This is a genomic window from Pseudomonas sp. BP6 (assembly GCF_017875935.1).
GTDB lineage: Bacteria > Pseudomonadota > Gammaproteobacteria > Pseudomonadales > Pseudomonadaceae > Aquipseudomonas > Aquipseudomonas putida_Y.
In genome coordinates, this window is the sequence record NZ_JAGINI010000001.1 from 4,165,468 (window position 1) to 4,188,584 (window position 23,117).

Annotated in this window: 20 protein-coding genes; 5 read left to right on the forward strand and 15 right to left on the reverse strand. The window is 62.9% G+C overall.

The window, feature by feature from the left end; genetic code table 11:
* Positions 1–6 precede the first annotated feature (6 nt).
* The 3 genes from guaB to J3A98_RS18910 all read right to left on the reverse strand — a co-directional run bounded on the left by guaB (position 7) and on the right by J3A98_RS18910 (position 2,923).
* Positions 7–1,476: an IMP dehydrogenase gene (gene guaB / locus J3A98_RS18900; protein ID WP_003255025.1), complete on the reverse strand. Its 1,470-nt coding sequence runs from the start codon at positions 1,474–1,476 to the stop codon at positions 7–9.
* A gap of 86 nt (positions 1,477–1,562) precedes the next feature.
* Positions 1,563–2,120, reverse strand: a complete 558-nt coding sequence (locus tag J3A98_RS18905; RefSeq protein WP_103463198.1) for a sugar ABC transporter ATPase — start codon at positions 2,118–2,120, stop codon at positions 1,563–1,565.
* Between the two features lie 47 nt (positions 2,121–2,167).
* Complete coding sequence (locus J3A98_RS18910) at positions 2,168–2,923, reverse strand: sulfite exporter TauE/SafE family protein (RefSeq protein ID WP_209967769.1); 756 nt, start codon at positions 2,921–2,923, stop codon at positions 2,168–2,170.
* 97 nt (positions 2,924–3,020) lie between these two features.
* Between J3A98_RS18910 and J3A98_RS18915 the strand changes: the two genes are divergently transcribed.
* From J3A98_RS18915 to leuA, 4 genes are all read left to right on the forward strand, one after another.
* Positions 3,021–3,899 carry a LysR substrate-binding domain-containing protein gene (locus J3A98_RS18915; RefSeq protein WP_209967771.1) on the forward strand — a complete coding sequence of 293 codons (879 nt, stop codon included), beginning with the start codon at positions 3,021–3,023 and terminating at the stop codon, positions 3,897–3,899.
* Between the two features lie 80 nt (positions 3,900–3,979).
* Positions 3,980–5,359 carry an exodeoxyribonuclease VII large subunit gene (gene xseA, locus J3A98_RS18920; RefSeq protein WP_004575640.1) on the forward strand — a complete coding sequence of 460 codons (1,380 nt, stop codon included), beginning with the start codon at positions 3,980–3,982 and terminating at the stop codon, positions 5,357–5,359.
* Positions 5,360–5,362: 3 nt separating this feature from the next.
* A complete protein-coding gene (locus J3A98_RS18925; protein ID WP_209967773.1) occupies positions 5,363–6,190 on the forward strand; it encodes a M23 family metallopeptidase in 828 nt (275 codons plus the stop codon).
* Positions 6,191–6,612: 422 nt separating this feature from the next.
* Positions 6,613–8,286, forward strand: a complete 1,674-nt coding sequence (gene leuA, locus J3A98_RS18930) for a 2-isopropylmalate synthase (RefSeq protein ID WP_209967775.1) — start codon at positions 6,613–6,615, stop codon at positions 8,284–8,286.
* 401 nt (positions 8,287–8,687) lie between these two features.
* On the opposite strand, the gene J3A98_RS18935 is transcribed toward leuA, so the two are convergent.
* From J3A98_RS18935 to zwf, 3 genes are read right to left on the reverse strand one after another with little or no spacing between them, the layout of a single operon-like run.
* Positions 8,688–9,368 carry a bifunctional 4-hydroxy-2-oxoglutarate aldolase/2-dehydro-3-deoxy-phosphogluconate aldolase gene (locus J3A98_RS18935; RefSeq protein ID WP_176683694.1) on the reverse strand — a complete coding sequence of 227 codons (681 nt, stop codon included), beginning with the start codon at positions 9,366–9,368 and terminating at the stop codon, positions 8,688–8,690.
* A 17-nt stretch (positions 9,369–9,385) separates the two neighbouring features.
* Positions 9,386–10,099, reverse strand: coding sequence for a 6-phosphogluconolactonase (pgl, locus tag J3A98_RS18940; protein WP_209967778.1), 714 nt, complete (start codon positions 10,097–10,099; stop codon positions 9,386–9,388).
* Positions 10,086–11,555 (reverse strand): glucose-6-phosphate dehydrogenase, encoded by a 1,470-nt coding sequence (gene zwf, locus J3A98_RS18945; protein WP_176683696.1) that lies wholly within the window; start codon positions 11,553–11,555, stop codon positions 10,086–10,088. The genes pgl and zwf overlap by 14 nt, the downstream gene beginning before the upstream one ends.
* Positions 11,556–11,766: 211 nt before the next feature.
* Here zwf and hexR point away from each other — a divergent pair, with 211 nt between their 5' ends.
* On the forward strand, positions 11,767–12,630 hold the full coding sequence (gene hexR / locus J3A98_RS18950) for a MurR/RpiR family transcriptional regulator (RefSeq protein ID WP_209969915.1): 864 nt from the start codon (positions 11,767–11,769) through the stop codon (positions 12,628–12,630).
* Here hexR and J3A98_RS18955 read toward each other — a convergent pair.
* From J3A98_RS18955 to gltR, 9 genes are all read right to left on the reverse strand, one after another.
* On the reverse strand, positions 12,623–13,477 hold the full coding sequence (locus J3A98_RS18955) for a D-hexose-6-phosphate mutarotase (protein ID WP_103463202.1): 855 nt from the start codon (positions 13,475–13,477) through the stop codon (positions 12,623–12,625). The two genes, hexR and J3A98_RS18955, sit on opposite strands and share 8 nt — an antisense overlap.
* A 117-nt stretch (positions 13,478–13,594) precedes the next feature.
* Complete coding sequence (locus J3A98_RS18960; protein ID WP_209967780.1) at positions 13,595–14,938, reverse strand: carbohydrate porin; 1,344 nt, start codon at positions 14,936–14,938, stop codon at positions 13,595–13,597.
* Positions 14,939–14,979: 41 nt separating this feature from the next.
* Positions 14,980–16,134, reverse strand: coding sequence for a sn-glycerol-3-phosphate ABC transporter ATP-binding protein UgpC (gene ugpC, locus J3A98_RS18965; RefSeq protein WP_209967782.1), 1,155 nt, complete (start codon positions 16,132–16,134; stop codon positions 14,980–14,982).
* A 3-nt stretch (positions 16,135–16,137) separates the two neighbouring features.
* On the reverse strand, positions 16,138–16,983 hold the full coding sequence (locus tag J3A98_RS18970; RefSeq protein WP_103470107.1) for a carbohydrate ABC transporter permease: 846 nt from the start codon (positions 16,981–16,983) through the stop codon (positions 16,138–16,140).
* On the reverse strand, positions 16,976–17,884 hold the full coding sequence (locus J3A98_RS18975; RefSeq protein ID WP_021781907.1) for a sugar ABC transporter permease: 909 nt from the start codon (positions 17,882–17,884) through the stop codon (positions 16,976–16,978). The genes J3A98_RS18970 and J3A98_RS18975 overlap by 8 nt, the downstream gene beginning before the upstream one ends.
* Positions 17,885–18,017: 133 nt before the next feature.
* Complete coding sequence (locus J3A98_RS18980) at positions 18,018–19,304, reverse strand: ABC transporter substrate-binding protein (RefSeq protein ID WP_176683700.1); 1,287 nt, start codon at positions 19,302–19,304, stop codon at positions 18,018–18,020.
* Positions 19,305–19,408: 104 nt separating this feature from the next.
* The gene (locus J3A98_RS18985; RefSeq protein ID WP_209967784.1) at positions 19,409–20,659 is read right to left on the reverse strand and encodes an AGE family epimerase/isomerase; all 1,251 of its coding nucleotides are present in this window, start codon (positions 20,657–20,659) and stop codon (positions 19,409–19,411) included.
* A 228-nt stretch (positions 20,660–20,887) separates the two neighbouring features.
* Positions 20,888–22,342, reverse strand: coding sequence for an ATP-binding protein (locus J3A98_RS18990; RefSeq protein ID WP_209967787.1), 1,455 nt, complete (start codon positions 22,340–22,342; stop codon positions 20,888–20,890).
* Positions 22,323–23,048 (reverse strand): response regulator transcription factor, encoded by a 726-nt coding sequence (gene gltR / locus J3A98_RS18995; RefSeq protein ID WP_209967789.1) that lies wholly within the window; start codon positions 23,046–23,048, stop codon positions 22,323–22,325. Before gltR ends, J3A98_RS18990 begins: the two co-directional genes overlap by 20 nt.
* Positions 23,049–23,117 lie beyond the last annotated feature (69 nt).

A 23,117-nucleotide genomic window follows, 5' to 3' on the forward strand; every position in this document is an offset into this window, starting at 1 on the left:
GAAGCCTCAGCCTACGCGGTAGTTAGGGGCTTCTTTGGTGATTTGCACGTCGTGCACGTGGGACTCGGCCATGCCGGCACCGGTGATACGCACGAACTCCGGCTTGGTGCGCATTTCTTCGATGGTTGCGCTGCCGGTGTAGCCCATGGACGAACGCAGGCCGCCCATCAGCTGGTGGATGATCGCGGCCAGGGCGCCTTTGTAAGGAACGCGGCCTTCGATGCCTTCCGGCACCAGCTTCTCGGCGCCGGCCGAGGAGTCCTGGAAGTAACGGTCGGACGAGCCCTGCGCCTGCGCCATGGCACCCAGCGAGCCCATGCCGCGGTAAGCCTTGTAGGAACGGCCCTGGAACAGTTCAACTTCACCCGGGGCCTCTTCGGTACCGGCGAACATCGAGCCCATCATCACGCAGGACGCACCGGCAACGATGGCCTTGGACAGGTCGCCGGAGAAGCGGATACCGCCGTCAGCGATCAGTGGCACGCCAGTGCCTTCCAGTGCTGCGGCGACGTTGGCGATGGCGCTGATTTGCGGCACGCCGACACCGGCAACGATACGGGTGGTGCAGATAGAGCCAGGGCCGATACCGACCTTGACCGCATCGGCACCCGCTTCGGCCAGGGCCTTGGCGGCAGCGCCGGTGGCGATGTTGCCGCCGATCACCTGCACTTGCGGGTAGGTTTCTTTCACCCAGCGTACGCGGTCGATCACACCTTTGGAGTGGCCGTGGGCAGTGTCGACGACGACGACATCAACGCCAGCCGCCACCAGGGCAGCAACGCGCTCGCCGGTGTCCTTGCCGGTGCCGACGGCGGCGCCGACGCGCAGACGACCCTGGTCGTCCTTGCTGGCCAGCGGGTAAGCCTTGGCCTTTTCGATGTCCTTGACGGTCATCATGCCCTTGAGGTTGAACTTGTCGTCAACGATCAGGACTTTTTCCAGGCGATGCTTGTGCAGCAGCTCGCGAACTTCGTTCTTGTCGGCGCCTTCGCGGACGGTGACCAGACGCTCTTTCGGCGTCATCACGTCGCGGACCTTGGCGTCCAGGCGATTTTCGAAGCGCACGTCACGGGAGGTGACGATGCCGACCAGGTCGCCGTTGGCCAGTACTGGCACACCGGAGATGTTGTTCAGGCGGGTCAGCTCGAACAGGTCGCGCACAGTGGCATCAGCGTCGATGGTGATCGGGTCCTTGACCACGCCAGCCTCGAACTTCTTGACCTTGCGCACTTCGCCGGCCTGTTGTTCGATGGTCATGTTCTTGTGGATGATGCCGATACCGCCTTCCTGAGCCATGGCAATGGCCAGACGCGCTTCGGTCACGGTATCCATGGCAGCGGAAACCAGCGGAATGTTCAGCTCGATGCCACGGGTCAAACGGGTCTTGAGACTGACTTCATTGGGCAGTACCTCGGAATAGCCAGGTACAAGGAGGATATCGTCGAAGGTCAGGGCTTCTTGGCTGATACGCAGCATCGCGGGGGCTCCCGGGCGGGAAAAATGGAAGCGCGCCATTATACTCATGCATGGCGCGCCGCTCAATGCAAAATAAGGGCCTTCGGTCAGGCTTGTGGCAGTTTTACCTGCACCACGGCCACTGGCTGGTCGAGCCAGTCGGCGAAGCTGTCGAGAAAGGCCTGGGTGAACCCGGCCTCGCCCCAGTTGTTGAAGATGAACCCCAGGTTGGAAAAGGCACATGGCTGCAGGTAAATGAAGCCATTGATGTCATCTTCGAAGCCGCACAGCGGGCAGGTAAAGTTGTCGCTCACCGCCGGCATCCACTCTTCCAGGCTTTCGAACAACGGCTCGCCCACCTCGCGCCGGCACTCCGGGCAACCGGCTTCTTCGAGGAAGCCTTCGGTGGGGGTGTAGATGCAGCGCTTGAGCATCACTTCCAGGCCGTTGACCGGCTCGCCGAAGGGCAGTTTTTCCGGGTGCAGGGCCACTTTGCGCGCCCCTGCCGCCAGGGCATGGCCCATGCGGTTGCCGGTGCGACCGCAGGTGGTCAGTTGCTCCTCGACGACTTTTTCGCGCACCAGCCAGCGCAGGATGGCGCGGGAGCGGGCTTCATGCACCGGGACGGTAGACAGCTTTGGAACGATGATGCTCTGGGTGTTCATGAACGGGACAAGCCTGAAAAACGCCGGTGATGACGCAATTCTACCGCTCAGGCGCTCAGGTAGCGACCAATCAACGCCAGGCCGCTGGCCAGCACCAGCCAGGTGACCAGCCGTACGAACGCTTCGCGGGACAACCGGTGGGTCAACCGACGCCCTACCCAAAGGCCAATGAACATGACAGGCAGCAGGCAGGCGGCGAGCAGCAGCAGACTTTGGTCGGCATAGACACCGGCGATAAGGAACAGCGACAGACGCACTATCGTACTGCAGCTGATCAGCGCGCTCTGGGTGGCGCGTACCTGTTCCTTCACCTCCAGCCGTGCACTCAGGTAAAGGGCATAAAGAAACCCGCCGCTGCCGAACAAAGCCCCGAACAACCCGCCTGCCGTGCCCATCGGCACCGCCCAGAAGCCGGACAGGCTGGCTGGCCTCACTTTCACTGCCAGCCCGTAAAGTGCATAGGCGGTCACGAATAGCCCCATCAACAGCAGCAACAGGTCGGACTTCAGCTGGAGCAGGAACACCACGCCCAACGTACAACCCAAGGCCATGAAGGGCAGCAGCCGCAGCAATTCACTGCGTACCACATCCCGGCGTGACGGCAGCAGGTTGCCGAAGGCGGCCGCGAAATCCAGCAGTACCAGCAGCGGGATGATGCGTGTCAACGGCATGAAGTGAATCAGCACCGGCCCGGCCACGAGTGCAGTACCGAAGCCGGCGATACCGAAAACGATGTAGGCCGCAGCGATGGCGAACAAGATCGGCAGCCAGTCAAGGCCGGAAAACGACAGTTGGGCAAGCATGGCAGCAGTTCCTGGGAAGACAGGCAAAGGTTAGCCAGCCATGAGCCATGCCGACTAATATGCCTTTATCCCAAGAGCCATCTCAAAAAGGCATAACATGACGTCGATCCGACAGTTGCGTTACTTCGTGGAAATCGCCGAGTGCGGCAGTTTCAGCAGCGCAGCCGAGCGACTGTACGTCGCCCAGTCGGCCCTTAGCCGGCAGATCAAGGAGCTGGAGCAGCAACTGGGCACGCCGCTGTTCGAACGCACGGCGCGCCTGCCTCGCCTGACGCTGGCCGGTCAGGCCTTTCTTGAACGGGCGCGACGCTTGCTGGCTGACCTGGCACAGGCTGAGCGGGTTACCCGTGACATTGGCCAAGGGTTGCAAGGCAGCTTGCGCCTGAATCATTCCAGCACCGTGCCGCTGACCGGCGGGCTTCTGGCTCGCCTGGGGAACTACCTGAAGCACAACCCAGGGGTTTCGCTGGAGATTGCGCAGCAGTCATCGGAGGCACAGCTGGAAGACATTGCTGCCGGACGGCTGGATATCGGTCTGTTGCGCTTGCCGGTGCTGCGCCAGCATGAAGGCGTGGTGCTGCATGAATTGTTCGACGAACCCTTGTTGCTGGCGGTCGCCGCTGGACACCCCTTGGCGGGTACTCAGCACGTGCAACTGGAGCAACTGAAGGAAGAACGCTTCATTTCCATCCCGCACCGGGATCGCGGTGGCTTGAGCTACCTGTCTGCCTCGTTGTGCATGGGGGCAGGATTCTTCCCGAAGGCGGCGCAGGTACTGTCGCGCAAGACCACGCAATTGCAGCTGATACAGGCGGGGTTTGGGGTGGCGTTGTTGCCAGCGTGCATGCGGCAGATCGCACCCGCTTCGGTCAGTTTCGTGGCGCTGCAAGGGGATTGCCAGAGCACAGTGGCGCTGGCCTGTCGCCGCGATGCGGGGCAGATAGCCAGGCAGTTCGTAACGGCCCTGCAGGGCTGAACCTTGTTCTTCGCCGGTGCACCCGCTCCAACAGGGCCCGGGACAGACAACCGGGGCCGATGTCATTTATGATGCCTGCCATGATCAAAGACCCTTTCGAACGACTCGGGCTGGACCGCGAGGTCCTTACCGTCAGCCAACTCAACGGCCGCGCCCGCGTGCTGCTGGAAGACGTTTTCCGCAGCGTGTGGGTGGAAGGCGAAATCTCCAACCTCGCCCGCCCGGCGTCCGGCCACATGTACTTCACCCTCAAGGACAGCGGCGCCCAGGTGCGTTGCGCGTTGTTCCGGCAGAACGCCACGCGGGTACGCCAGGCGCTGCGCGACGGCCTGGCGGTGCGGGTGCGTGGCAAGGTTTCGCTGTTCGAGGGGCGTGGCGACTACCAACTGATTCTCGACACCGTCGAGCCCGCCGGTGATGGCGCGTTGCGCCTGGCTTTCGAGGCCCTGAAGGAAAAGCTCGGTGCCGAGGGGCTGTTCAGCACCGAACGGAAGAAGCCGCTGCCGGCTCACCCGCAGCGCATCGGCATCATCACCTCGCCCACTGGCGCGGTGATCCGCGACATCATCAGCGTGTTCGGCCGCCGCGCGCCGCAGGTGGAGCTGAACCTGATCCCTACAGCGGTACAGGGCCGCGAAGCCATCGCGCAGATCGTACGCGCCATCCGCCTGGCCGACAGCCTCGGCTTCGATGCGCTGATCCTGGCGCGTGGTGGTGGCTCGCTGGAAGACCTGTGGTGTTTCAACGAGGAAGCCGTGGCGCGTGCCGTGGCCGCCTGCGTCACACCAATTGTCAGCGCCGTGGGCCATGAAACCGACGTGTCGATCAGCGACTTCGTGGCTGACGTGCGCGCGCCCACACCGTCTGCTGCCGCCGAGCTGCTGGCCCCTGACAACAGCGGCCTTCGGCAACGCCTGGATGGCCTGCAACGGCGCCTGCTGCTGCGCATGCAGAACCGCCTGACCCACGACCGCCTGCGCCTGGAGTCACTCACCCGCCGCCTGCGCCACCCAGGCGAGCGTTTGCGCCAGCAGGCCCAACGCCTGGACGACCTGGACATGCGCCTGCGCCGCGCGTTCATGCTCAACCTCAACCAGCGCCGCGAACGCCTGGCACGCCTGGACGCCCGCCTGGCCGCGCAGCATCCGGGGCGTAACCTGAAGCTGCTGAACCAGCGCCTGGACAGCCTGGCCGAGCGCCTGCCACGGGCCATGCGCGAGGTGCTCAAGGACCGTCGCCAGCGGTTCCAGGCCCAGCTGCAGACACTGCAAGTGGTCAGTCCGCTGGCCACCCTGGCCCGCGGATACAGCATTTTGCTGGATGAACAAGGCCAGGCCATTCGCAGCGCCGAACAGACCCGCAACGGCCAACGCCTGACCGCCCGCCTGAACGAAGGCGAGCTGCTGGTGCGCGTCGAAGACAACCACCTGACCCCGGTCACCCTCTCACTACTGGACTGACACATGCCCCGCATGCTCGCGCCCCTGCTTGCCCTTTCCCTGCTGCTGCTGGCCGGCGGCGCCCAGGGCAGCTACATCACCCGCACACTGAACAAACCGGTACCCGGCGGTGTGGCAGTCGTCGACCTGGGCCCTGCCGCCAACGCACCCAGCGCCCGTTTCGACGGCAAGCCGGTGCTGGTGGTGAAGGAGCAGGACAACTGGCTGGCCATCGTCGGCATCCCGCTGACCCAGAAGCCCGGCACCGCAGTGCTGAGCCAGGGCGGGCGCACCCTGCCTTTCAGCGTAGGCAGCAAGAAGTACCCTGAGCAGCGCATTACCCTGAAAAACACGCGCCAAGTCAACCCGAACCCGGCCGACCTCAAGCGCATCGAACGCGAGCTGGCCGAGCAGATCAAGGCCTACCGCAGCTTCAGCCCGAACCTGCCGAGCAACCTGATTCTCGACAAGCCGGTCAACGGCCCGCTGTCGAGCAAGTTCGGCGTGCGCCGCTTCTTCAATGGCGAAGAACGCAACCCGCATGCCGGGCTGGACTTTGCGGTGCCGGCAGGCACGCCGATCAAGACACCCGCCAATGGCAAAGTGATTCTGGTGGGGGATTATTTCTTCAACGGCCGCACGGTGTTCGTCGACCATGGGCAGGGCTTTATCAGCATGTTCTGCCACATGTCGAAGATCGATGTGCAGGTCGGGCAGCAACTGCGTCGTGGCGAGGTGGTCGGGCGCGTGGGCTCGACCGGGCGGGCGACCGGGCCGCATATGCACTGGAACGTCAGCCTGAACGATGCGCGGGTGGACCCGGCGATTTTCATTGGCGCGTTCCAGCCCTGAACGTTGCGCTGCCTGGGCCGGCCCATTCGCGGGTAAACCCGCTCCTACAAGGGGCCGCGTACCTGTAGGAGCGGGTTTACCCGCGAATGGGCCAGCACTGCTGGCATTAATTCGATTGTGTTGCGCCATCGAAAAATACCGCGCAAAAGCAACGAAGCACTCAGCCAAATAAAGCCATAAAATCTCGCTTTATGGCTTTTTTTAAGCATTCCTCTCAATTTTCCCCGAACGCTTGCCATCCCCCACCCCACTGGTTAAGTTTGAAGGCATGAAAACCTTCAGCACCCTCATCCTGCTCCGACAACATCGCAGCCTCTGCCTGGTCAGCGCCCGACTACCAGGCTGAATCGCGTCGCCTCGCCTCTTCATATCGTTATCGCTCGGCAGGCCCGATCTCGGCCGCACACAAAAGGATTGCTTCCATGACCATGCTCAAAGACCCTTCGAAGAAATACCGCGCTTTCCCGACCATCGACCTGCCTGACCGTACCTGGCCGTCGAAGACCATCACCCAGGCACCTATCTGGTGCAGCTCCGACCTGCGTGATGGCAACCAGTCGCTGATCGAGCCGATGGATTCGGAGAAGAAACTGCGCTTCTGGAAGACCTTGGTGCAGGTTGGCGTGAAGGAGATCGAAGCCTCGTTCCCGTCTGCCTCGCAAACCGATTTCGACTTCGTGCGCACCCTGATCGAGGACGGCCACATCCCGGATGACACCACCATCCAGGTGCTCACCCAGGCACGTGAAGACCTGATTGCCCGCACCTTCGAGTCGCTGCGCGGTGCGAAGAAGGCCATCGTCCACCTGTACAACGCCACCAGCCCGTCGTTCCGCCGCATCGTCTTCAATCAGGACAAGCAAGGCGTGAAGGACATCGCGGTGAACGCGGCCAAGCTGTTCGTCAAGTACGCCGCCCAGCAGCCGGAAACCCAGTGGACCTTCCAGTACTCGCCAGAAACCTTCAGCGCCACTGAAATGGAGTTCGCCAAGGAAGTCTGCGACGCGGTCATCGAGGTGTGGAACCCTACCCCTGAACACAAGATCATCCTCAACCTGCCGGCCACCGTGGAAGTGTCCACGCCAAATATCTACGCCGACCAGATCGAGTGGTTCTGCCGCAACATCAGCCGCCGCGACAGCGTGATCATCAGCCTGCACTGCCACAACGACCGTGGCACCGGTATCGCTGCCACCGAACTGGGCCTCATGGCCGGCGCCGACCGTACCGAAGGCTGTCTGTTCGGCAACGGCGAGCGTACCGGTAACGTCGACCTGGTGACCTTGGCTCTGAACCTCTACACCCAGGGCATCGACCCGTTGCTGGACTTCTCCGACATCGACGGCGTGCGCAAGGTGGTCGAAGAGTGCAACCAGTTGCCGGTACACCCACGTCACCCGTATGTGGGCGACCTGGTCCATACCGCGTTCTCCGGCTCGCACCAGGACGCCATCCGCAAGGGCTTCGCCAAGCAGCAGGATGGGGAACTGTGGGAGGTGCCTTACCTGCCAATCGATCCGGCCGACATCGGCCGCAGCTACGAAGCGGTAATCCGCGTCAACAGCCAGTCGGGCAAAGGCGGTATCACCTACCTGCTCGAGCAGGAATATGGCATCAGCCTGCCGCGTCGCATGCAGATCGAATTCAGCCAGGTGGTGCAGGGTGAGACCGACCGCCTGGGCCTGGAAATGACCGCCCAGCAGATCTACAGCCTGCTGCACAAGGAGTACCTCCAGGCCAACGCGCCATACGCACTGGTCAGCCATCGCCTGCAGGAAGAAAACGGCCACAGCGCCGTGGAAGTGGAAGTTGCCGGTGAAGGCGAAACCACCCTGCACTGGCGCGGCAAGGGCAACGGCGCCCTGGAAGCACTGGTGGCCGGCCTGCCGGTTGCCGTAGAGATCATGGACTACAACGAGCACGCCATTGGTGCGGGGACCAACGCCAAGGCCGCGGCCTACATCGAACTGCGCGTGGCCGGTGGCCGTCCGGTGCATGGCGTGGGTATCGATGAGAACATCACCACGGCCAGCTTCAAGGCCCTGTTCAGCGCGCTGAACCGCTCGCTGAGCCAGCAGGAAGCCAAGGCGGCCTGAAGCCTGGAATGAGGAACGAGAAAGCCCGCATCGTTTGATGCGGGCTTTTTTTGTGGGCCTGGACTGGCCTTTTCGCGGGTAAACCCGCTCCTGCAACGGCCTGCGCCCAATCACCAGTGTGTGTGTCCACCACCGATCAGGTGTAGGAGCGGGTTTACCCGCGAATACGGAGGCCACGGCAACGGTGAACGGCCAGGGATATTGGCCCGCAGACCCGGCCCATTCGCGGGTAAACCCGCTCCTGCAACGGCCTGTGTCCAACCCCCCGGTGCGTCCACCGCAGATCAGTGTGTAGGAGCGGGTTTACCCGCGAAAAGGCCAGCACAACCAATGCAAATATCCCAGGCAAAAAAAAGGGGCGCCGACCAAGCGCCCCACAAGCCGTAAAGCACACAACTGATTCAGTTGGCGTCCAGCAGCGCCATCGCCTCAGCACTGCACGCTTCGATCCGCGCCCAGTCACCGTTCTTGATCCAACTGCTGTCGAGCATCCAGGTCCCCCCGACGCACATCACGTTTGGCAGTGCCATGTAGTTGCGCACGTTGGCCGGGTTTACACCGCCGGTGGGACAAAAACGAATATCGCCGAATGGGCCACCAAAGGCCTTGATCGCCGCTACGCCGCCACTGATCTCCGCCGGGAACAACTTGAACCGGCGGTAACCCAAGGCATAGCCCATCATGATTTCGGACGGCGTACTGATGCCCGGCAACAGCGGAATTTCACTGTCCACGCCCGCTTCGAGAATGTCCTGGGTAATGCCTGGAGTAACGACGAACTGCGCGCCCGCAGCTTCAACCGCTGCGAACATGCTGCGGTCGAGCACGGTACCGGCACCGACACACAGCTCCGGGCGCTGCTCGCGCAGCACCTGAATGGCCTTGAGGCCATGCTGTGAGCGCAGGGTCACTTCCAGGGTACGGATGCCGCCGGCGGCCAGGGCGTCAGCCAGCGGCAGGATGTCTTCCTCACGAGCAATGGTGATTACCGGCAGGATGCGCGCATTTTTGCAAATGGCGTCGATCCGCGCGGCTTTATCAGCCATCGAGAGCTTGGGCTGTGGGCGTTCAAGGGTGGTCATGACTGTGGATCCTTGGCTCATGGGCACCAGTAGATGTCCAGGGGGTCGTGAAGAAAAGCGCGAATCGGCATTTCAGTAAGGTCGTTGCCCGCCAGCGCGGCGCGCAGGGTAGCGAGTTTGCTCTGGCCTTGCACAGACAGCGCGATGAAGGCAGCACTGGCCAGCAGCGAACGGGTCATCGACAGGCGCTGGTGCGGCACGCTCGGCGCCAGCAACGGCAGGCAGCGGCGTGGGCCGGCCGGGTCCAGGCCTGCTTCCAGGTTGGGACTGGCGGGGAACAGCGAGGCGGTATGGCCATCGTCGCCCATGCCCAGCACCAGCACGTCGATCGGCGGTAGCTCGGCCAAGGCCTGGTCAGCTTTGAGCGCAGCTGCATCGAGGTTCTCCGCCTGCTGATACAGGCCAACGAAACGGGCCTTGGCCGCTGCGCCCTTCAACAGGTGGCGGACCAGCAGGCCGGCATTGCTGTCGGCGTGCTCTACCGGCACCCAGCGTTCATCAGCCAGGCTGACGATGACCTTGGACCAGTCCAGGTGCTCGCTGGCCAGCTTCTCCAGGAAAGGCACCGGGCTGCGACCGCCAGACAACACCACACAGGCCTGCCCCTTGGCGGCAATCGCGCCACGCAGGCGCTCAGCCACATCATGAGCCAAGGACACGGACAGTGCCTTGGCATCCGCCAGTTCATGAGCCTTCACGGCCGCTGGCAGTTTCAATTCAGATATCCCCATACCACGCCCTCCCATCGCGTGTGATCAGTGCAATCGAGCTCATCGGCCCCCAGGAGCCCGCCGCGTATGGCTTGGGCGCGTCGCCCGCATTACGCCAACCGGCGATCAACTGGTCGCACCACTTCCAGGCATACTCGATTTCGTCCTTGCGCACGAACAGGTTCTGGTTGCCACGCATCACTTCGAGCAACAGCCGCTCGTAGGCATCCGGAATTCTTGCACTGCGCCAGGCATCGGAAAAATTCAGCTGCAATGGGCCACTGCGCAGTTGCATGCCCTTGTCCAGGCCCTGCTCCTTGGTCATCACCCGTAAAGAAATGCCTTCGTCCGGTTGCAGGCGGATGATCAGCTTGTTACCGATCTGCAAACGCTGTTCCGGGGCGAAGATGTAGTGCGGCGTTTCCTTGAAGTGAATGACGATCTGCGACAGTTTTTGCGGCATGCGCTTGCCGGTTCGCAGGTAGAACGGCACGCCCGACCAGCGCCAGTTACGGATGTCGGCGCGCAGGGCGACGAAGGTTTCGGTGTCGCTCTGGGCGTTGGCGTTGTCTTCTTCCAGGTAACCGGGCACCGGCTTGCCTTCGCTGTAGCCGGCAATGTACTGGCCGCGCACCACACTGGTGCTCAGGCCGTCGCCGGTGATCGGTGCCAGGGCCTTGAGCACTTTCACCTTCTCGTCACGGATGGCATCGGCAGACAGTTCGCTGGGCGGGTCCATGGCGATCAGGCACAGCAACTGCAGCAGGTGGTTCTGGATCATGTCGCGCAGCTGGCCGGCCTTGTCGAAATAGCCCCAACGGCCCTCGATACCGACCTTTTCCGCCACGGTAATCTCCACATGGGAGATGGAATTCTGGTTCCACTGGGTTTCGAACAGGCTATTGGCGAAGCGCAGGGCAATCAGGTTCTGCACCGTCTCTTTGCCCAGGTAGTGGTCGATGCGGTAGACCCGGCTTTCTGGGAAGAACCGCGCCACGGCATCGTTGACCCGGCGCGACGACTCCAGGTCGTGGCCAATGGGTTTCTCGAGCACTACCCGGGTACGCGCAGCCAGCCCGACCTTGTCGAGGTTTTCGCAGATGGCCCCATACACCGCCGCCGCCGTGGCGAAGTAGGCGATCAGCGGCAGCTCGCCCGGCAGTTGCTCGGCAAGGGCCTGATAGCCCTCGGGCTGCAGGAAGTCCAGATGCTGGTAATTCAGGCGGGCGAGGAAGCGACCCAGCGCGGCAGGCTCGATATCGGCCTCGGGCACGTGCCGGCGCAGGTGGGCTTCGATGCTGTCCAAGTGCTCCTGCGCACTGCCGGCCTCGCGGGCCAAGGCCAGCAGGCGGGTGTCCGGGTGCAACAGGTTGGCCCGGTCGAGCTGGTAGAGCGCAGGAAACAGCTTGCGCAATGCCAGGTCGCCGAGGGCGCCAAACAGGGCAAAGGTGCAAGGTTCGACACTGATTGCAGCCATGATGTTGGTTCTTTCCTAAAGTTGGTCTAGGAATACCGCTTTCACACACGGTTTTCAAGGGATAATGTAGTAAAAACCACAACATTACACACAAGTGTTACAGACAAGTGGTACGCCAACCGCACCGACAGTACGATAGACGACCGTGCAAAAAGCCTGCTGCTCCCACAGCCGGCTGTCTTCCCGACCCAAGGACACACCCATGGACCGCGTGCGAAACCTCCTGGAACAGATCCAGGGCCGCCTCGACGAGCTGAACAAGGCCGAACGCAAAGTCGCCGAAGTCATCCTGCTCAACCCGCAACAAGCCACCCGTTTCAGCATCGCTGCGCTGGCCCAGGCGGCCAAGGTCAGCGAACCGACCGTCAACCGCTTCTGCCGCTCGTTCGGCGTCAGCGGCTACCCCGAGCTCAAACTGCAACTGGCGCAGAGCCTGGCCAGTGGTGCCGCCTATGTCAGCCGCGCGGTGGAGGCCGACGATGACCCGGCCGCCTACACCCAGAAAATCTTCGCCAGCGCCATCGCCTCGCTTGACAGCGCCTGCCAGCAACTGGACCCGCAGCAGGTCAGCCGCGCCGTGGACATGATGATCCAGGCCCGACAGATCCACTTCTTCGGCCTCGGAGCCTCGGCCCCGGTGGCCCTGGATGCGCAGCACAAGTTCTTCCGCTTCAACCTGGCCGTGTCGGCCCACGCCGATGTGCTGATGCAGCGCATGCTGGCCTCGGTCGCCCACACCGGCGATCTGTTCGTGATCATTTCCTACACCGGGCGCACCCGCGAACTGGTCGAAGTGGCGCGCGTGGCGCGTGAAAACGGCGCTTCGGTGCTGGGCCTGACCGCCGCAGGCTCGCCACTGGCCAATGCCTGCAGCCTGAGCCTGCACATCCCGCTGCCGGAAGATACCGACATCTACATGCCGATGACCTCGCGGATCATCCAGCTGACCGTGCTCGATGTGCTGGCCACCGGCATGACCCTGCGCCGCGGCGTGGACTTCCAGCCCCACCTGCGCAAGATCAAGGAAAGCCTCAACGCCAGCCGCTACCCGATCGAGGACGACGAACTCAATTGAGCCGGTGCGCCTGCAAACGTAGGTGCGCACGTTGCCCAGGCGCCAGGCTCAGGCCTTCGCCACTGCCGCTGGTCGCCTCGACGCAGACAAAACGCTGCGACTCGCGGCCAGTCACCCCCATCAGCGGGCGATTGCCAGGGTGCCAGACCACGGTGTCGTCGCTGTCACCGGTGTCGATGCACAGCTCGCGCTGCCAGGCCGGGTCCTGCAATTGCACCCGTGGCGTACCGGGGTAGACCTTCTGACAGCCGCCCTTGAGCTTCAGCGCGCCATCTTCACGGCAAGCCTGGCGGTTGAGGCGGTCGTAGCCTTCAATGTCTTCCAGCCCGGACAGCGCTATCTCGGACACATCACTGATGCGCCAGTACGCCAGCAGCGCATGGCTCAGCTGGCAGGGTTCGCTGTCCTGATGTTCGGTGCTCAGGCTCAGTTCCATACGGCTACCTAGCCGGGCATGCAAGTCGACCTGCCAGTCGCACAGGTCCAGCCGCCATTTCAGGGTCACGCCCTCCTCGTCCTCACGGCTGTCCACCAGTTTCCAGTCCAGCAGCCGCGCCCAGCCATGGTCCGGCCACAGGTCTTCGCTGGGATGGCAGCCATACCAGGGCCAGCACACCGGTACACCACCGCGGATCGCCCCCACCTGCGGCCACTGTTCGGCGCACCACAGCCACGGCCGTTCACCCGCCGGTTGAAAGTGCAGCAACTGCGCGCCCTGGCGGCTGAACACCGCCTGGCAACGGGGGTGATCGATGATCAGCACATCGCGCTGCTGGTAACGCTCCCATTCGAATGTCGGCCGTGGCCGCTGCGAGGAAAAGAAGCGATGGAGCGGATGTTCGGGCATGGTTCAGAGCTCTTGTTGTTCGAGATAGCGCTGTCTCGGCCTTTCCCCGACACCCACTGCAGACCAGTGGGTGCCGAGAACCGAAAATGGATTGGCGTAAATTTACAACAAGTGCCCTCAGAATGACGACTGAATCTTCAAGCCAGCGACCAGCGCGTTATCCACCTCGTCCACCCCGCCAGGGCTCTTGATGTACTGCAGGTTAGGCCGCACGGTCAGCCAGTTGGTAACGTGGAAGCCGTAGTAGAGCTCTGCGTTGTACTCGGTGCGCTGCAGCGGCACGAAACCAGGGTTGTCGTAATCGTTGATGCCGCTCTGGCCGTTGAGCAACTCGGCGCGCTTCTTCACGTCGTCATTCACATGAATACGCGCAACACCGAAGCCGATGTCATCTTTGGGCCGAGCGTCGAAAGCGCCTTTGTAGACCAACCCCACCTGCTGGTAGTTGTCGACCACGTTGGTGGCCTTGTCATGCACGGTAAAGTTGGCGAACAGGCTGAGGCCACGGTTGACGTCGCCGCCGTGGGCGGTGACCTGCTGCTGCGCCACCACCCACCATCCGTGCTTGCTGGAGTGCGACTTGAAGGCTTCACCTGTCAGCGCCTGCGGGTTGCCGTTGACGTCGTCGAACACATCGTCAGCCTTGGCCGTGCTGTAGTAGTAACCCAGGCGGTACTCGCCCGGCAGGCCATTGACCTTGGGCGACCACACCGCTTCCACCGGCAAGATCGCACCCTTGGTACCACTGCCGCTGAGCTTGAAGCCGTTGCCGGTTTCCAGGTTGGAAGGGTTCTGCTCGAAGGCCCCGACCTGTACGAAGAACTCCGGGGTGATGTTGTACTTCACCCGCAGCGCCCACTGGCTGACCGGCCAGTTGTACCAGATGCCGCCCACCCAGTTGCCCACCTGCGAGCCGCAGAAGGCCAGGTTCTGGAAGTCGCAAGGGAAGCTGTTGAAGTCCTCGCCCTCGCCAAAGCGGCCAAATTTCACGTCCAGTGCGCCGTCGAAGTACTTCTGCTTGATCCACATCTGGGTCAGGCGCCAGGTCTGGCCACGGCCCCACACCTCCTGCACCGAGCTGAACTGCCCGGCGCGCGGGTCGCTGATGCGGTCGTTGGACAGGTTGCGACCGCTTCGCTCGGTGATTGCCAGCTTGAACTCGGCATCATGCCAGCCCAGTATCTTCTGCAAGTCCAGATGCGCGCCGAGGGCGAACTGGTCGCTGTAGCGTGCGGTCTTGTCGTCGTTGTAGCCGCCATGCAGGTTGCCAGCCACCTCGCCCACATAATCGAGGGTGAAGTCATAGCCCTTGTCCAGCAGCTCGGTCCGGGTGCCGCCCCAGTCGCCGGTCATCCATTTTGATTCGCTGGAAAAAGCCTCGGCAGCCTGTGTACCGCTGCTGCCTACAAGTGCAAGCAAGGCCAACGATCCCAGTGTATTGATGCGTTTGCGCTGTTCCATCCCTTTGCGTCCTCTTTTTTCTTATTGATGGTGTAGACGAGTCAACGGCCTTTGAAGTGAGCCACGTTGTCCTTTGCAGTTGCGCCAGTGCTGGCCAGGTGCAGGCGCTCGCCATTGTCGGCGTCGAACAGCAGCACCCGGGCCGGGTCGAATTGCAGGTTGAGGGTGTCACCCACCCGGCACACCACATCCGGTGCAAGGCGGCAGCACACTTTTGTCTGGTTGAGCGTGACGAACACCAGCAGGTCCGGCCCGGTGGGCTCTGTGACCTGCACCTCGGCGCGGATACCCGGCAAACCATTGCCATCAGCAGCGCCCAGGGCGATCTGCTCAGGGCGGATGCCGAGGATGATCTCGCGCCCCTCCAGCTCGTCAGCAGCCAGCCCCAAAGGCAGCTCGCAGCGTGCCTGGCCGCTGTCGAGCATCGCCAGCAAGCGGCCATCGTGCCTGGCCAGACGCACCGGAATGAAGTTCATCGGCGGCGAACCGATGAAGCTGGCCACGAACTGGTTGGCCGGGTCGTTGTAGATCTGCTGCGGGGTGCCGAACTGCTGGATGATGCCGTCCTTCATCACCGCCACCTTGTCGCCCAGGGTCATGGCTTCGATCTGGTCATGGGTGACATACACCGTGGTGGTTTTCAGGCGCTGGTGCATCAACTTCATTTCGGTGCGCATTTCGACCCGCAGCTTGGCATCGAGGTTGGACAGGGGCTCATCGAACAGGTAGATCTTGGGTCGCCGCGCCAGCGCCCGGCCCATGGCCACGCGCTGCTGCTGGCCGCCGGACAGTTGCGCCGGCTTGCGCGCCAGCAAGTGTTCGATCTGCAGCAACTTGGCCACCCGCGCCACTTCCTCGTCGATGGCGGCCTGGGGCAGCTTGCGGATCTTCAGGCCGAACTCGATGTTCTCGCGCACGCTCATGGTGGGGTACAGCGCATAGGACTGGAACACCATGGCGATATCGCGGTCCTTGGGGCTCATGCCACTGACGTCCTGCTCGTCGATGAGGATGGCGCCGCCGGTGATCTGCTCCAGGCCGGCGATACAGTTCATCAGGGTCGACTTGCCGCAGCCCGACGGCCCCACCAGGATCAGGAACTCGCCATCCTTGATCGACAGCTGGATGTCCTTGAGGGTGTCCGGCAGGCCGCTGCCGTAGGTTTTGTTCACATTGCGAAGTTCGAGCGTTGCCATGGCTTACCCCTTGACCGCGCCGGCCGTCAGCCCGCGCACGAAATATTTGCCTGCCACCACGTAGACCAGCAGGGTTGGCAGGCCAGCGATCATCGCTGCCGCCATGTCGACGTTGTATTCCTTGGCCCCGGTGCTGGTATTGACCAGATTGTTCAGGGCTACGGTGATCGGTTGCGAATCGCCGCTGGAGAACACCACGCCGAACAGGAAGTCGTTCCAGATCTGGGTGAACTGCCAGATCAGGCAGACCATGATGATCGGCGTGGACATCGGCAGGATGATGCGGCGGAAAATGGTGAAGAACCCGGCACCGTCCAACCGTGCGGCTTTGACCAGCGCGTCGGGGATGCTCACGTAGAAGTTGCGGAAGAACAGCGTGGTGAAGGCCAGGCCGTAGACCACATGCACCAGCACCAGGCCGCTGGTGGTGCTGGCCAGGCCAAGCTTGCCGAGGGTGAACGAGGCCGGCAGCAGCACGGTCTGGAACGGCAGGAAGCAGCCGAACAGCAGCAGGCCGAAGAACAGTTGCGAACCCCGAAAGCGCCACATCGACAGCACATAGCCGTTCAGTGCACCAATAGCTGTGGAGATCAGCACCGCTGGCACGGTGATCATGATCGAGTTCCAGAAGTAACCGCTGACCGCTGCCCAGGCCTTGGCCCAGCCTATGCCGGTAATCACCGCAGGCCAGCTCAGCAGGTTGCCGGTGCTGATGTCTTCGGGGGTCTTGAAGCTGGTCAGCAGCATCACCACCAGCGGCACCAGATACAGCAGCACGGCGATCAGCAACACGGCATGGATGGCCATACGGCTGAGGCTGAGCACCGGCTTGTCGACAGGACTATGCATGGCGTTTGCTCCGCAGCTCCGAGTACAGGTAAGGCACGAGGATCGCCAGGATCGCCCCGAGCATGAGGATGGCGCTGGCCGAGCCTATGCCCATCTGGCCGCGGCTGAAGGTGAACGAATACATGAACATTGCTGGCAGGTCGGACGAGTAACCCGGGCCGCCGGCCGTCATTGCCGCCACCAGGTCGAAGCTCTTGATGGCAATGTGCGAGAGGATCATCAGCGCGCTGAAGAACACTGGGCGCAGGCTGGGCAGCACTACAGTCCAGTAGATGCGCGGCAAGCTGGCACCGTCGATCTGTGCGGCGCGGATGATCGATTGGTCAACGCCGCGCAGGCCGGCGAGGAACATCGCCATGATAAAGCCCGATGCCTGCCACACGGCGGCGATCACCAGGCAGTACACGACCCGGTCAGGGTCGATCAGCCAGTCCAGGCGAAAGCCCTCCCAGCCCCAGTCACGCAACAGCTTGTCCAGGCCCATGCCGGGGTTGAGCAGCCATTTCCACGCAGTGCCGGTGACGATCATCGACAACGCCATGGGGTACAGGTAAATGGTGCGAATGAAGCCCTCACGGCGGATGCGCTGGTCCAGCAGCACCGCCAGCAACACACCGATGGCCAGGCTGATGGCAATGAACAGGCCGCCGAACAGAAGCAGGTTCTTGCTCGCCACCCACCAGCGGTCGTTGTCGAACAGACGGGCGTATTGCGCAAGGCCCGCCCACTTGTAGGTGGGCAGAAAGGTCGAGGTGGTGAAGGACAGCACGAAGGTCCAGAGGATGTAGCCGTAGAAGCCCACCAGGACGATGAACATGCTGGGTGCCAGCACCAGCTTGGGCAGCCAGCGCTGAAGCGCGTCCAGGGGTGAGGCCCGCAGTTGGGCTGTGGTTGTGCTCATGTATTGAATCCCGAGGTAGTGGCGGTGCTGCGCACCGCTTCGCGGGCAAGCCCGCTCCCACAGGTCCGGCGTCATGACCAGGAACAGTGGTGAGCAGGGCCCATCTGGGAGCGGGCGTGCCCGCGAACAGCCGTTACTGGGCAGCCTTGATAGCCGCCGCCAGCTTCTTCGCCGCATCGGCCGGGTCGGCCTTGGGGTCGTTGATGTAGTTGGTCACCACATCGAAGAACGCGCCCTGCACAGCCAGCGTGGTGGCCATGTTGTGCGCCATGCTCGGTTGCAGGCCGCCCGTTTTGGCGTCGGCCAGGAAGTCCTTGGCGGAGGTTTGAGCACAGGCATCGAAACCATACTTGCCCATGTCGGCAAGCATGTCGTTGCGTACCGGGATCGACCCCTTGTTGGTGCTGAAGACCTTCTGGAAATCCTCACCCAGCACCTTGCGGGCAATGTCCTGCTGGCCAGCAGAGGTGCCAGCGTTGTTCTGCTTGAACACCACCAGCGAGTCGATGTTGTACAGGAAGGCCTTGTCGGTGCCGGGGAACGGCACGCACTGGTAATCCTTGCCGGCGGTTTTCTTCGCCAGGGTCCATTCGCTCTTGGCCCAGTCGCCCATGATCTGCATGCCGGCCTTGCCGTTGATGACCTTGGCGGCTTCCAGGTTCCAGTCCTGGCCCTTGCCGTCCGGGTCCATGTAGGTGGCGACCTTCTTCAGCTCGGTCAGCGCCTTGACCATGTCCGGGCCGGTCAGGGCCGTGTTGTCGAGGTCGACCAAGGCCTTCTTGTAGCCATCGACGCCCATCACCGACAGCACCACGCTTTCGAACACGGTGCTGTCCTGCCAGGGTTGGCCACCATGGGCGAGCGGGATGAAACCGGCAGCCTTGAGCTTGTCGGCGGCGGCGTAGAATTCGTCGAGGGTGGCGGGCGCCTTGTCGATGCCGGCCTTCTTGAACACTTCGGGGTTGATCCACAGCCAGTTGATGCGGTGGATGTTCACCGGTACGGCAACGTAGTCACCGTCGTACTTCACGGTGTCGGCCACTTTCTTGTCGAGCAGCGAGTCCCACTTTTCGTCCTTGGCCACATCCTTGAGCACATCGGTGTCGAGCAAGCCGGTGGCCGCCCAGTCCTGGATGTCGGGGCCTTTGATCTGCGCGACACCGGGCGGATTGCCTGCGACGGCGCGGCTCTTCAGCACGGTCATGGCCGTGGCACCACCGCCACCGGCGACGGCGCCGTCCTTCCAGATGAAGCCGTCTTTTTCGACCTGGGCCTTGAGCACATCGACCGCCGCTTTTTCACCACCGGAGGTCCACCAGTGCACCACTTCGACGCTGCCTTTGGCGTCAGCAGCCTGGGCACCCAGGGGGATCAAGGAGGCAAAAGAAATTGCGGCAGCGAAACGGAGCGTGGAATTCATCGAGGCACCTTTCTTGTTGTTATGCCATGCAAGTCGATCGCTTGCGTTGCATGAAGTCTAAACAGCGCGCTCGCCTCGTCAGGTAACGAAGCGATGCGTGAATGTCATCGTTTGGTTACATTGCCGCCCAGGTTGCTGGCCAAGCTGGGTGCCAGGGGCAAACCTGGCAACAGCAGCGCCTGGTAGGCGTGATAGAGGTCGGGCTTGCCCGGCCAGAGGGTGCCCGCCGGTTGATTGTGCGCATCGAGTTCGTGGTGCCAGCTGCCGCCGACGGGGTCGATGAAATGATTGGCGATAAAGCCCCAGCAGCAGCGGTACCACTGTTCGTAATGCGCCTCGCCGGTGCGTTGCAACAGGGCTGCCGCAGCGGCGCAGGCCTCGGCGTGCACCCAGTGCAGTCGTGCATGCACCACCGGGCGATCAGCCCAGTCCAGCGTATAGACGAAACCCGGGGCGCCATCGACGCCCCAGGCCTGTTGGCAGGCCGTGTCGAACAATGCGCGGGCACTGTCCGGCAACCATTGCGGGGCGTACAGGCCGGCCCGTTCAAGGCTGGCTTCCAGGTGCAGCAGCAACCGCGCCCACTCCAGCGCATGCCCGGGTGTAGTGCCATAAGGCCGGAAGGGGTCGGCCGGGTGTTCGAGGTTGTAATCCGGCATCGGCTGCCAATGGGGATCGAAATGTTCGATCACCCGATAACTGTTGGCGGCAGCATGGCCATGGATGATGCGTTCGGCAATGCGCAGGGCGCGTTGCAGCCACAGGCCGTTGCCGGTGGCATCTGCCAAGGCCAGAAAGGCCTCGGTCGCGTGCATGTTGCTGTTGGCGCCCCGGTACGGCTCGGGGAGCTGCCAGGCGCGGGAGAAGGTTTCCCGCAGGGCACCTTCTTCTTCGCTCCAGAAATGCGCTTCGATCACCTGGGTTGCGTCTGCCAGTAGCGTGCTAGCGTCGACAGCGCCCGCCACCGCCGCCGAGCTGGCGGCCAGAGCGACGAAGGCATGCAGGTAGGCCGCCTTGCCGCTATCGTCGTGGCCGTCGGGGTGGGCGAACCAACCGCCGTGGGTGGCATCCTGCATGGCACCACGCAGTGCTGCCACACCGTGCTCGGCATAGGCCAGGCTGCCAGGAATGCCCTGCAGGTGGGCCAAGGCGAAGCAATGGGTCATGCGGGCGGTGTTCATGGTTTCGGCACGGGCACCGGGGGCGAGTTGCCCGTTGGCATCCAGGTTACCGAAACCGTCGGGTAGTTTCGCGGCCTTGGCAAAGGCCAGCAAGCGCTGTGCTTCGGCCAGGCGCCAGGCGTGGTGGGCCGGGGCATTGAGCCAACTGTTAACGGACAGGTTGAGGGGGGTCATGGGCCAGCTTGATCCTTGCCAGTCTTTTGCGAATTCTAGCCAGTGGGGTCATGGCGGATGTCACGAAGGACGGCGGGATTGTCACCGGGCAGTGACATTTCGGGTGGCTGTACGGGCCTCTTCGCGGGTGAACCCGCTCCCACAAAGACCGCACAGCCTTCCAAGTTTACGCTGTACCTGTGGGAGCGGGCTTGCCCGCGAAGAGGCCCGCACAGGCCCCCAAAAAACTCAATCCATACCCCGCGGCAGATAGAGGGTCACCCGCAGCCCGCCCTCGCGCAGGTTCAGCAAGCTCACCTCGCCCCCATGGCTATGGGCGATGTTGCGCGCAATGCCCAACCCCAGCCCATACCCCTGCTGCTGCCCGGCCAGACGGAAATGCGGCTCGAACACCTGTTCCAGCTGCTGCTGCGGTACCCCGGGCCCCTGGTCATCCACCTGCAGCACAAAGCCCTCCGCCCCGTCGATGATGCGCAGCCGCGCCCGTTCGCCGTACTTGATGGCGTTGTCGATCAGGTTGCCGATGCAGCGACGCAATGCCAGCGGCTTGCCCGGGTAAGGCGCCAGCGCCTGGCCCTCGACGGTGATGCGACCATCGCCCAGGTAAGGCTCGGCCAGAATCTCCAGCACCTGATTAAGGTCGACCGGCTCGATGTTTTCGTGGATGTCGGTGTCCTTTACACACTGCAAGGCGCCTTTGACCAGCAACTCCAGCTCATCCAGATCCTGACTGAACTTGGCCTGAAGGCGCTCGTCCTCCAGCAGTTCCACACGCAGACGCAGGCGGGTGATCGGCGTGCGCAGGTCATGGGAAATGGCGCTGAACAGCTGACTGCGTTCGGTCAGGTAGCGGCTGATTCGCTCTCGCATACTGTTGAACGCCCGGCTAACCTCGACCACTTCACTGCCACCCGCTTCAGCCAACGGCGCCACATCGGCGCCCAGCGACATTTCCCGCGCGGCCCGCGCCAGCCGTTTGAGCGGCCAGCTTTGCCAATGCACCAGCAAGCCGATGAACAGCAGCAGCAAGGTTGTGGTGAGCACGATGAAACCAATCTGCTGCCGAGGCAGGCGTTCGGCCTCCAGGCTGGTATAGGGTTCGGGCAGCAACGAGGCGATGTACAACCACTCCCCCTCACCCAGACGGATCTGCGTCACCAGCACCGGCGGGTTGAGTGGTTCCAGGGTCAGCGAGTAATGCGCCCAGGAGCGCGGTAGCTCGTCGAGCTTCAGGCCACTGTTGAAGATACGCAGGTCGTCGGGGGCGACGAACGCCACGGAAACTTCCATCTGCGAACCCAGGCGCTCGTGCAGCACCTGCTGGAACACATCGATCACTGCCTGCTTGCGTGGGGTGTCAGGCAGTAACGGCATGTCCAGCGGCCTGGCATTGAGTGACACGAAAAAACGCGTGCCCCCCATGCTGCGCAGTTGGTCGAGCACCATTGGCCGATAGGCGACCGGCAGCGAGCGGAAGTAACTGACACTCGCGCTCATCGAATGGGCCAGGCTGCTGGCGCTGGCGCGCAGGCCCTGCAACTGGCTGGCACGCAACTGGGCAACCCAGATGATGCTCGACAAGCCCTGGGCCAGCAGCACCACCAGCAGGGTCAGCAGCAACATGCGCCCCAGTAGCGAGCGCGGCAGCAGGCGCCAGCGCCGCTCAGGGTGCACTGCAGACATGCGCCGCCAACAAGTAGCCACTGCCACGCACGGTGCGGATCAGCCGGGGAGGTTTGTCGGTATCGCGCAGGCGCTGGCGCAGACGGCTGACCGCCATGTCGACGATACGGTCCAGCGGCATCGGTTCGCGGCCACGGGTGGCGTTGCCGATGGTGTCGCGGTCGAGAATCTGCTGCGGATGGTCGAGGAACAGCTTGAGCAGGGCGAAGTCGGCACCGGAAAGAATCACCTCTTCGCCGTCGTGATGGAACAGGCGGTGGCTGACCGTGTCCAGGCGCCAGTCGTCGAAGGCCAGCACGGCGCTGCCCGGCGCCGTCTGGCCGAACTCGGTGCGGCGCAACAAAGCCTTGATTCGCGCTTGCAGTTCGCGGGGGCTGAACGGCTTGCCCAGATAGTCATCAGCGCCCAGTTCCAGGCCAATGACCCGGTCAGCCTCGTCGGAGCTGGCGGTGAGCATGATGATAGGTACGCGCGCCTGGCGTGGGTGCTGGCGTACCCAGCGGCACAAGCTGAAGCCGTCTTCGTCGGGCAACATGACGTCAAGAATGACCAGGTCGCAGGGCGTGGTTTCCAGCGCACGGCGAAAGCCCTTGCCGTCAGCCTCGGCATGCACCTGGAAGCCGGAGCGGCTCAGGTAGGTTTGCAGCAGTTCACGGATTTCCTGGTCGTCGTCGACCATCAGGATCGATTTGCCGGCAGTGCTCAAGGTGGTCCTTCCTCTTGTTGATTACAGGTCTTTTTGCCTGCTGTCGGGTATTGCCATCGGGGCCGCCAA

Coding starts and splice junctions, on each gene's coding strand:
- guaB (WP_003255025.1), bottom strand. CDS start 1,476: ATGCTGCGTATCAGCCAAGAAGCCCTGACCTTCGACGATATCCTCCTT.
- J3A98_RS18905 (WP_103463198.1), bottom strand. CDS start 2,120: ATGAACACCCAGAGCATCATCGTTCCAAAGCTGTCTACCGTCCCGGTG.
- J3A98_RS18910 (WP_209967769.1), bottom strand. CDS start 2,923: ATGCTTGCCCAACTGTCGTTTTCCGGCCTTGACTGGCTGCCGATCTTG.
- J3A98_RS18915 (WP_209967771.1), top strand. CDS start 3,021: ATGACGTCGATCCGACAGTTGCGTTACTTCGTGGAAATCGCCGAGTGC.
- xseA (WP_004575640.1), top strand. CDS start 3,980: ATGATCAAAGACCCTTTCGAACGACTCGGGCTGGACCGCGAGGTCCTT.
- J3A98_RS18925 (WP_209967773.1), top strand. CDS start 5,363: ATGCCCCGCATGCTCGCGCCCCTGCTTGCCCTTTCCCTGCTGCTGCTG.
- leuA (WP_209967775.1), top strand. CDS start 6,613: ATGACCATGCTCAAAGACCCTTCGAAGAAATACCGCGCTTTCCCGACC.
- J3A98_RS18935 (WP_176683694.1), bottom strand. CDS start 9,368: ATGACCACCCTTGAACGCCCACAGCCCAAGCTCTCGATGGCTGATAAA.
- pgl (WP_209967778.1), bottom strand. CDS start 10,099: ATGGGGATATCTGAATTGAAACTGCCAGCGGCCGTGAAGGCTCATGAA.
- zwf (WP_176683696.1), bottom strand. CDS start 11,555: ATGGCTGCAATCAGTGTCGAACCTTGCACCTTTGCCCTGTTTGGCGCC.
- J3A98_RS18955 (WP_103463202.1), bottom strand. CDS start 13,477: ATGCCCGAACATCCGCTCCATCGCTTCTTTTCCTCGCAGCGGCCACGG.
- J3A98_RS18960 (WP_209967780.1), bottom strand. CDS start 14,938: ATGGAACAGCGCAAACGCATCAATACACTGGGATCGTTGGCCTTGCTT.
- ugpC (WP_209967782.1), bottom strand. CDS start 16,134: ATGGCAACGCTCGAACTTCGCAATGTGAACAAAACCTACGGCAGCGGC.
- J3A98_RS18970 (WP_103470107.1), bottom strand. CDS start 16,983: ATGCATAGTCCTGTCGACAAGCCGGTGCTCAGCCTCAGCCGTATGGCC.
- J3A98_RS18975 (WP_021781907.1), bottom strand. CDS start 17,884: ATGAGCACAACCACAGCCCAACTGCGGGCCTCACCCCTGGACGCGCTT.
- J3A98_RS18980 (WP_176683700.1), bottom strand. CDS start 19,304: ATGAATTCCACGCTCCGTTTCGCTGCCGCAATTTCTTTTGCCTCCTTG.
- J3A98_RS18985 (WP_209967784.1), bottom strand. CDS start 20,659: ATGACCCCCCTCAACCTGTCCGTTAACAGTTGGCTCAATGCCCCGGCC.
- J3A98_RS18990 (WP_209967787.1), bottom strand. CDS start 22,342: ATGTCTGCAGTGCACCCTGAGCGGCGCTGGCGCCTGCTGCCGCGCTCG.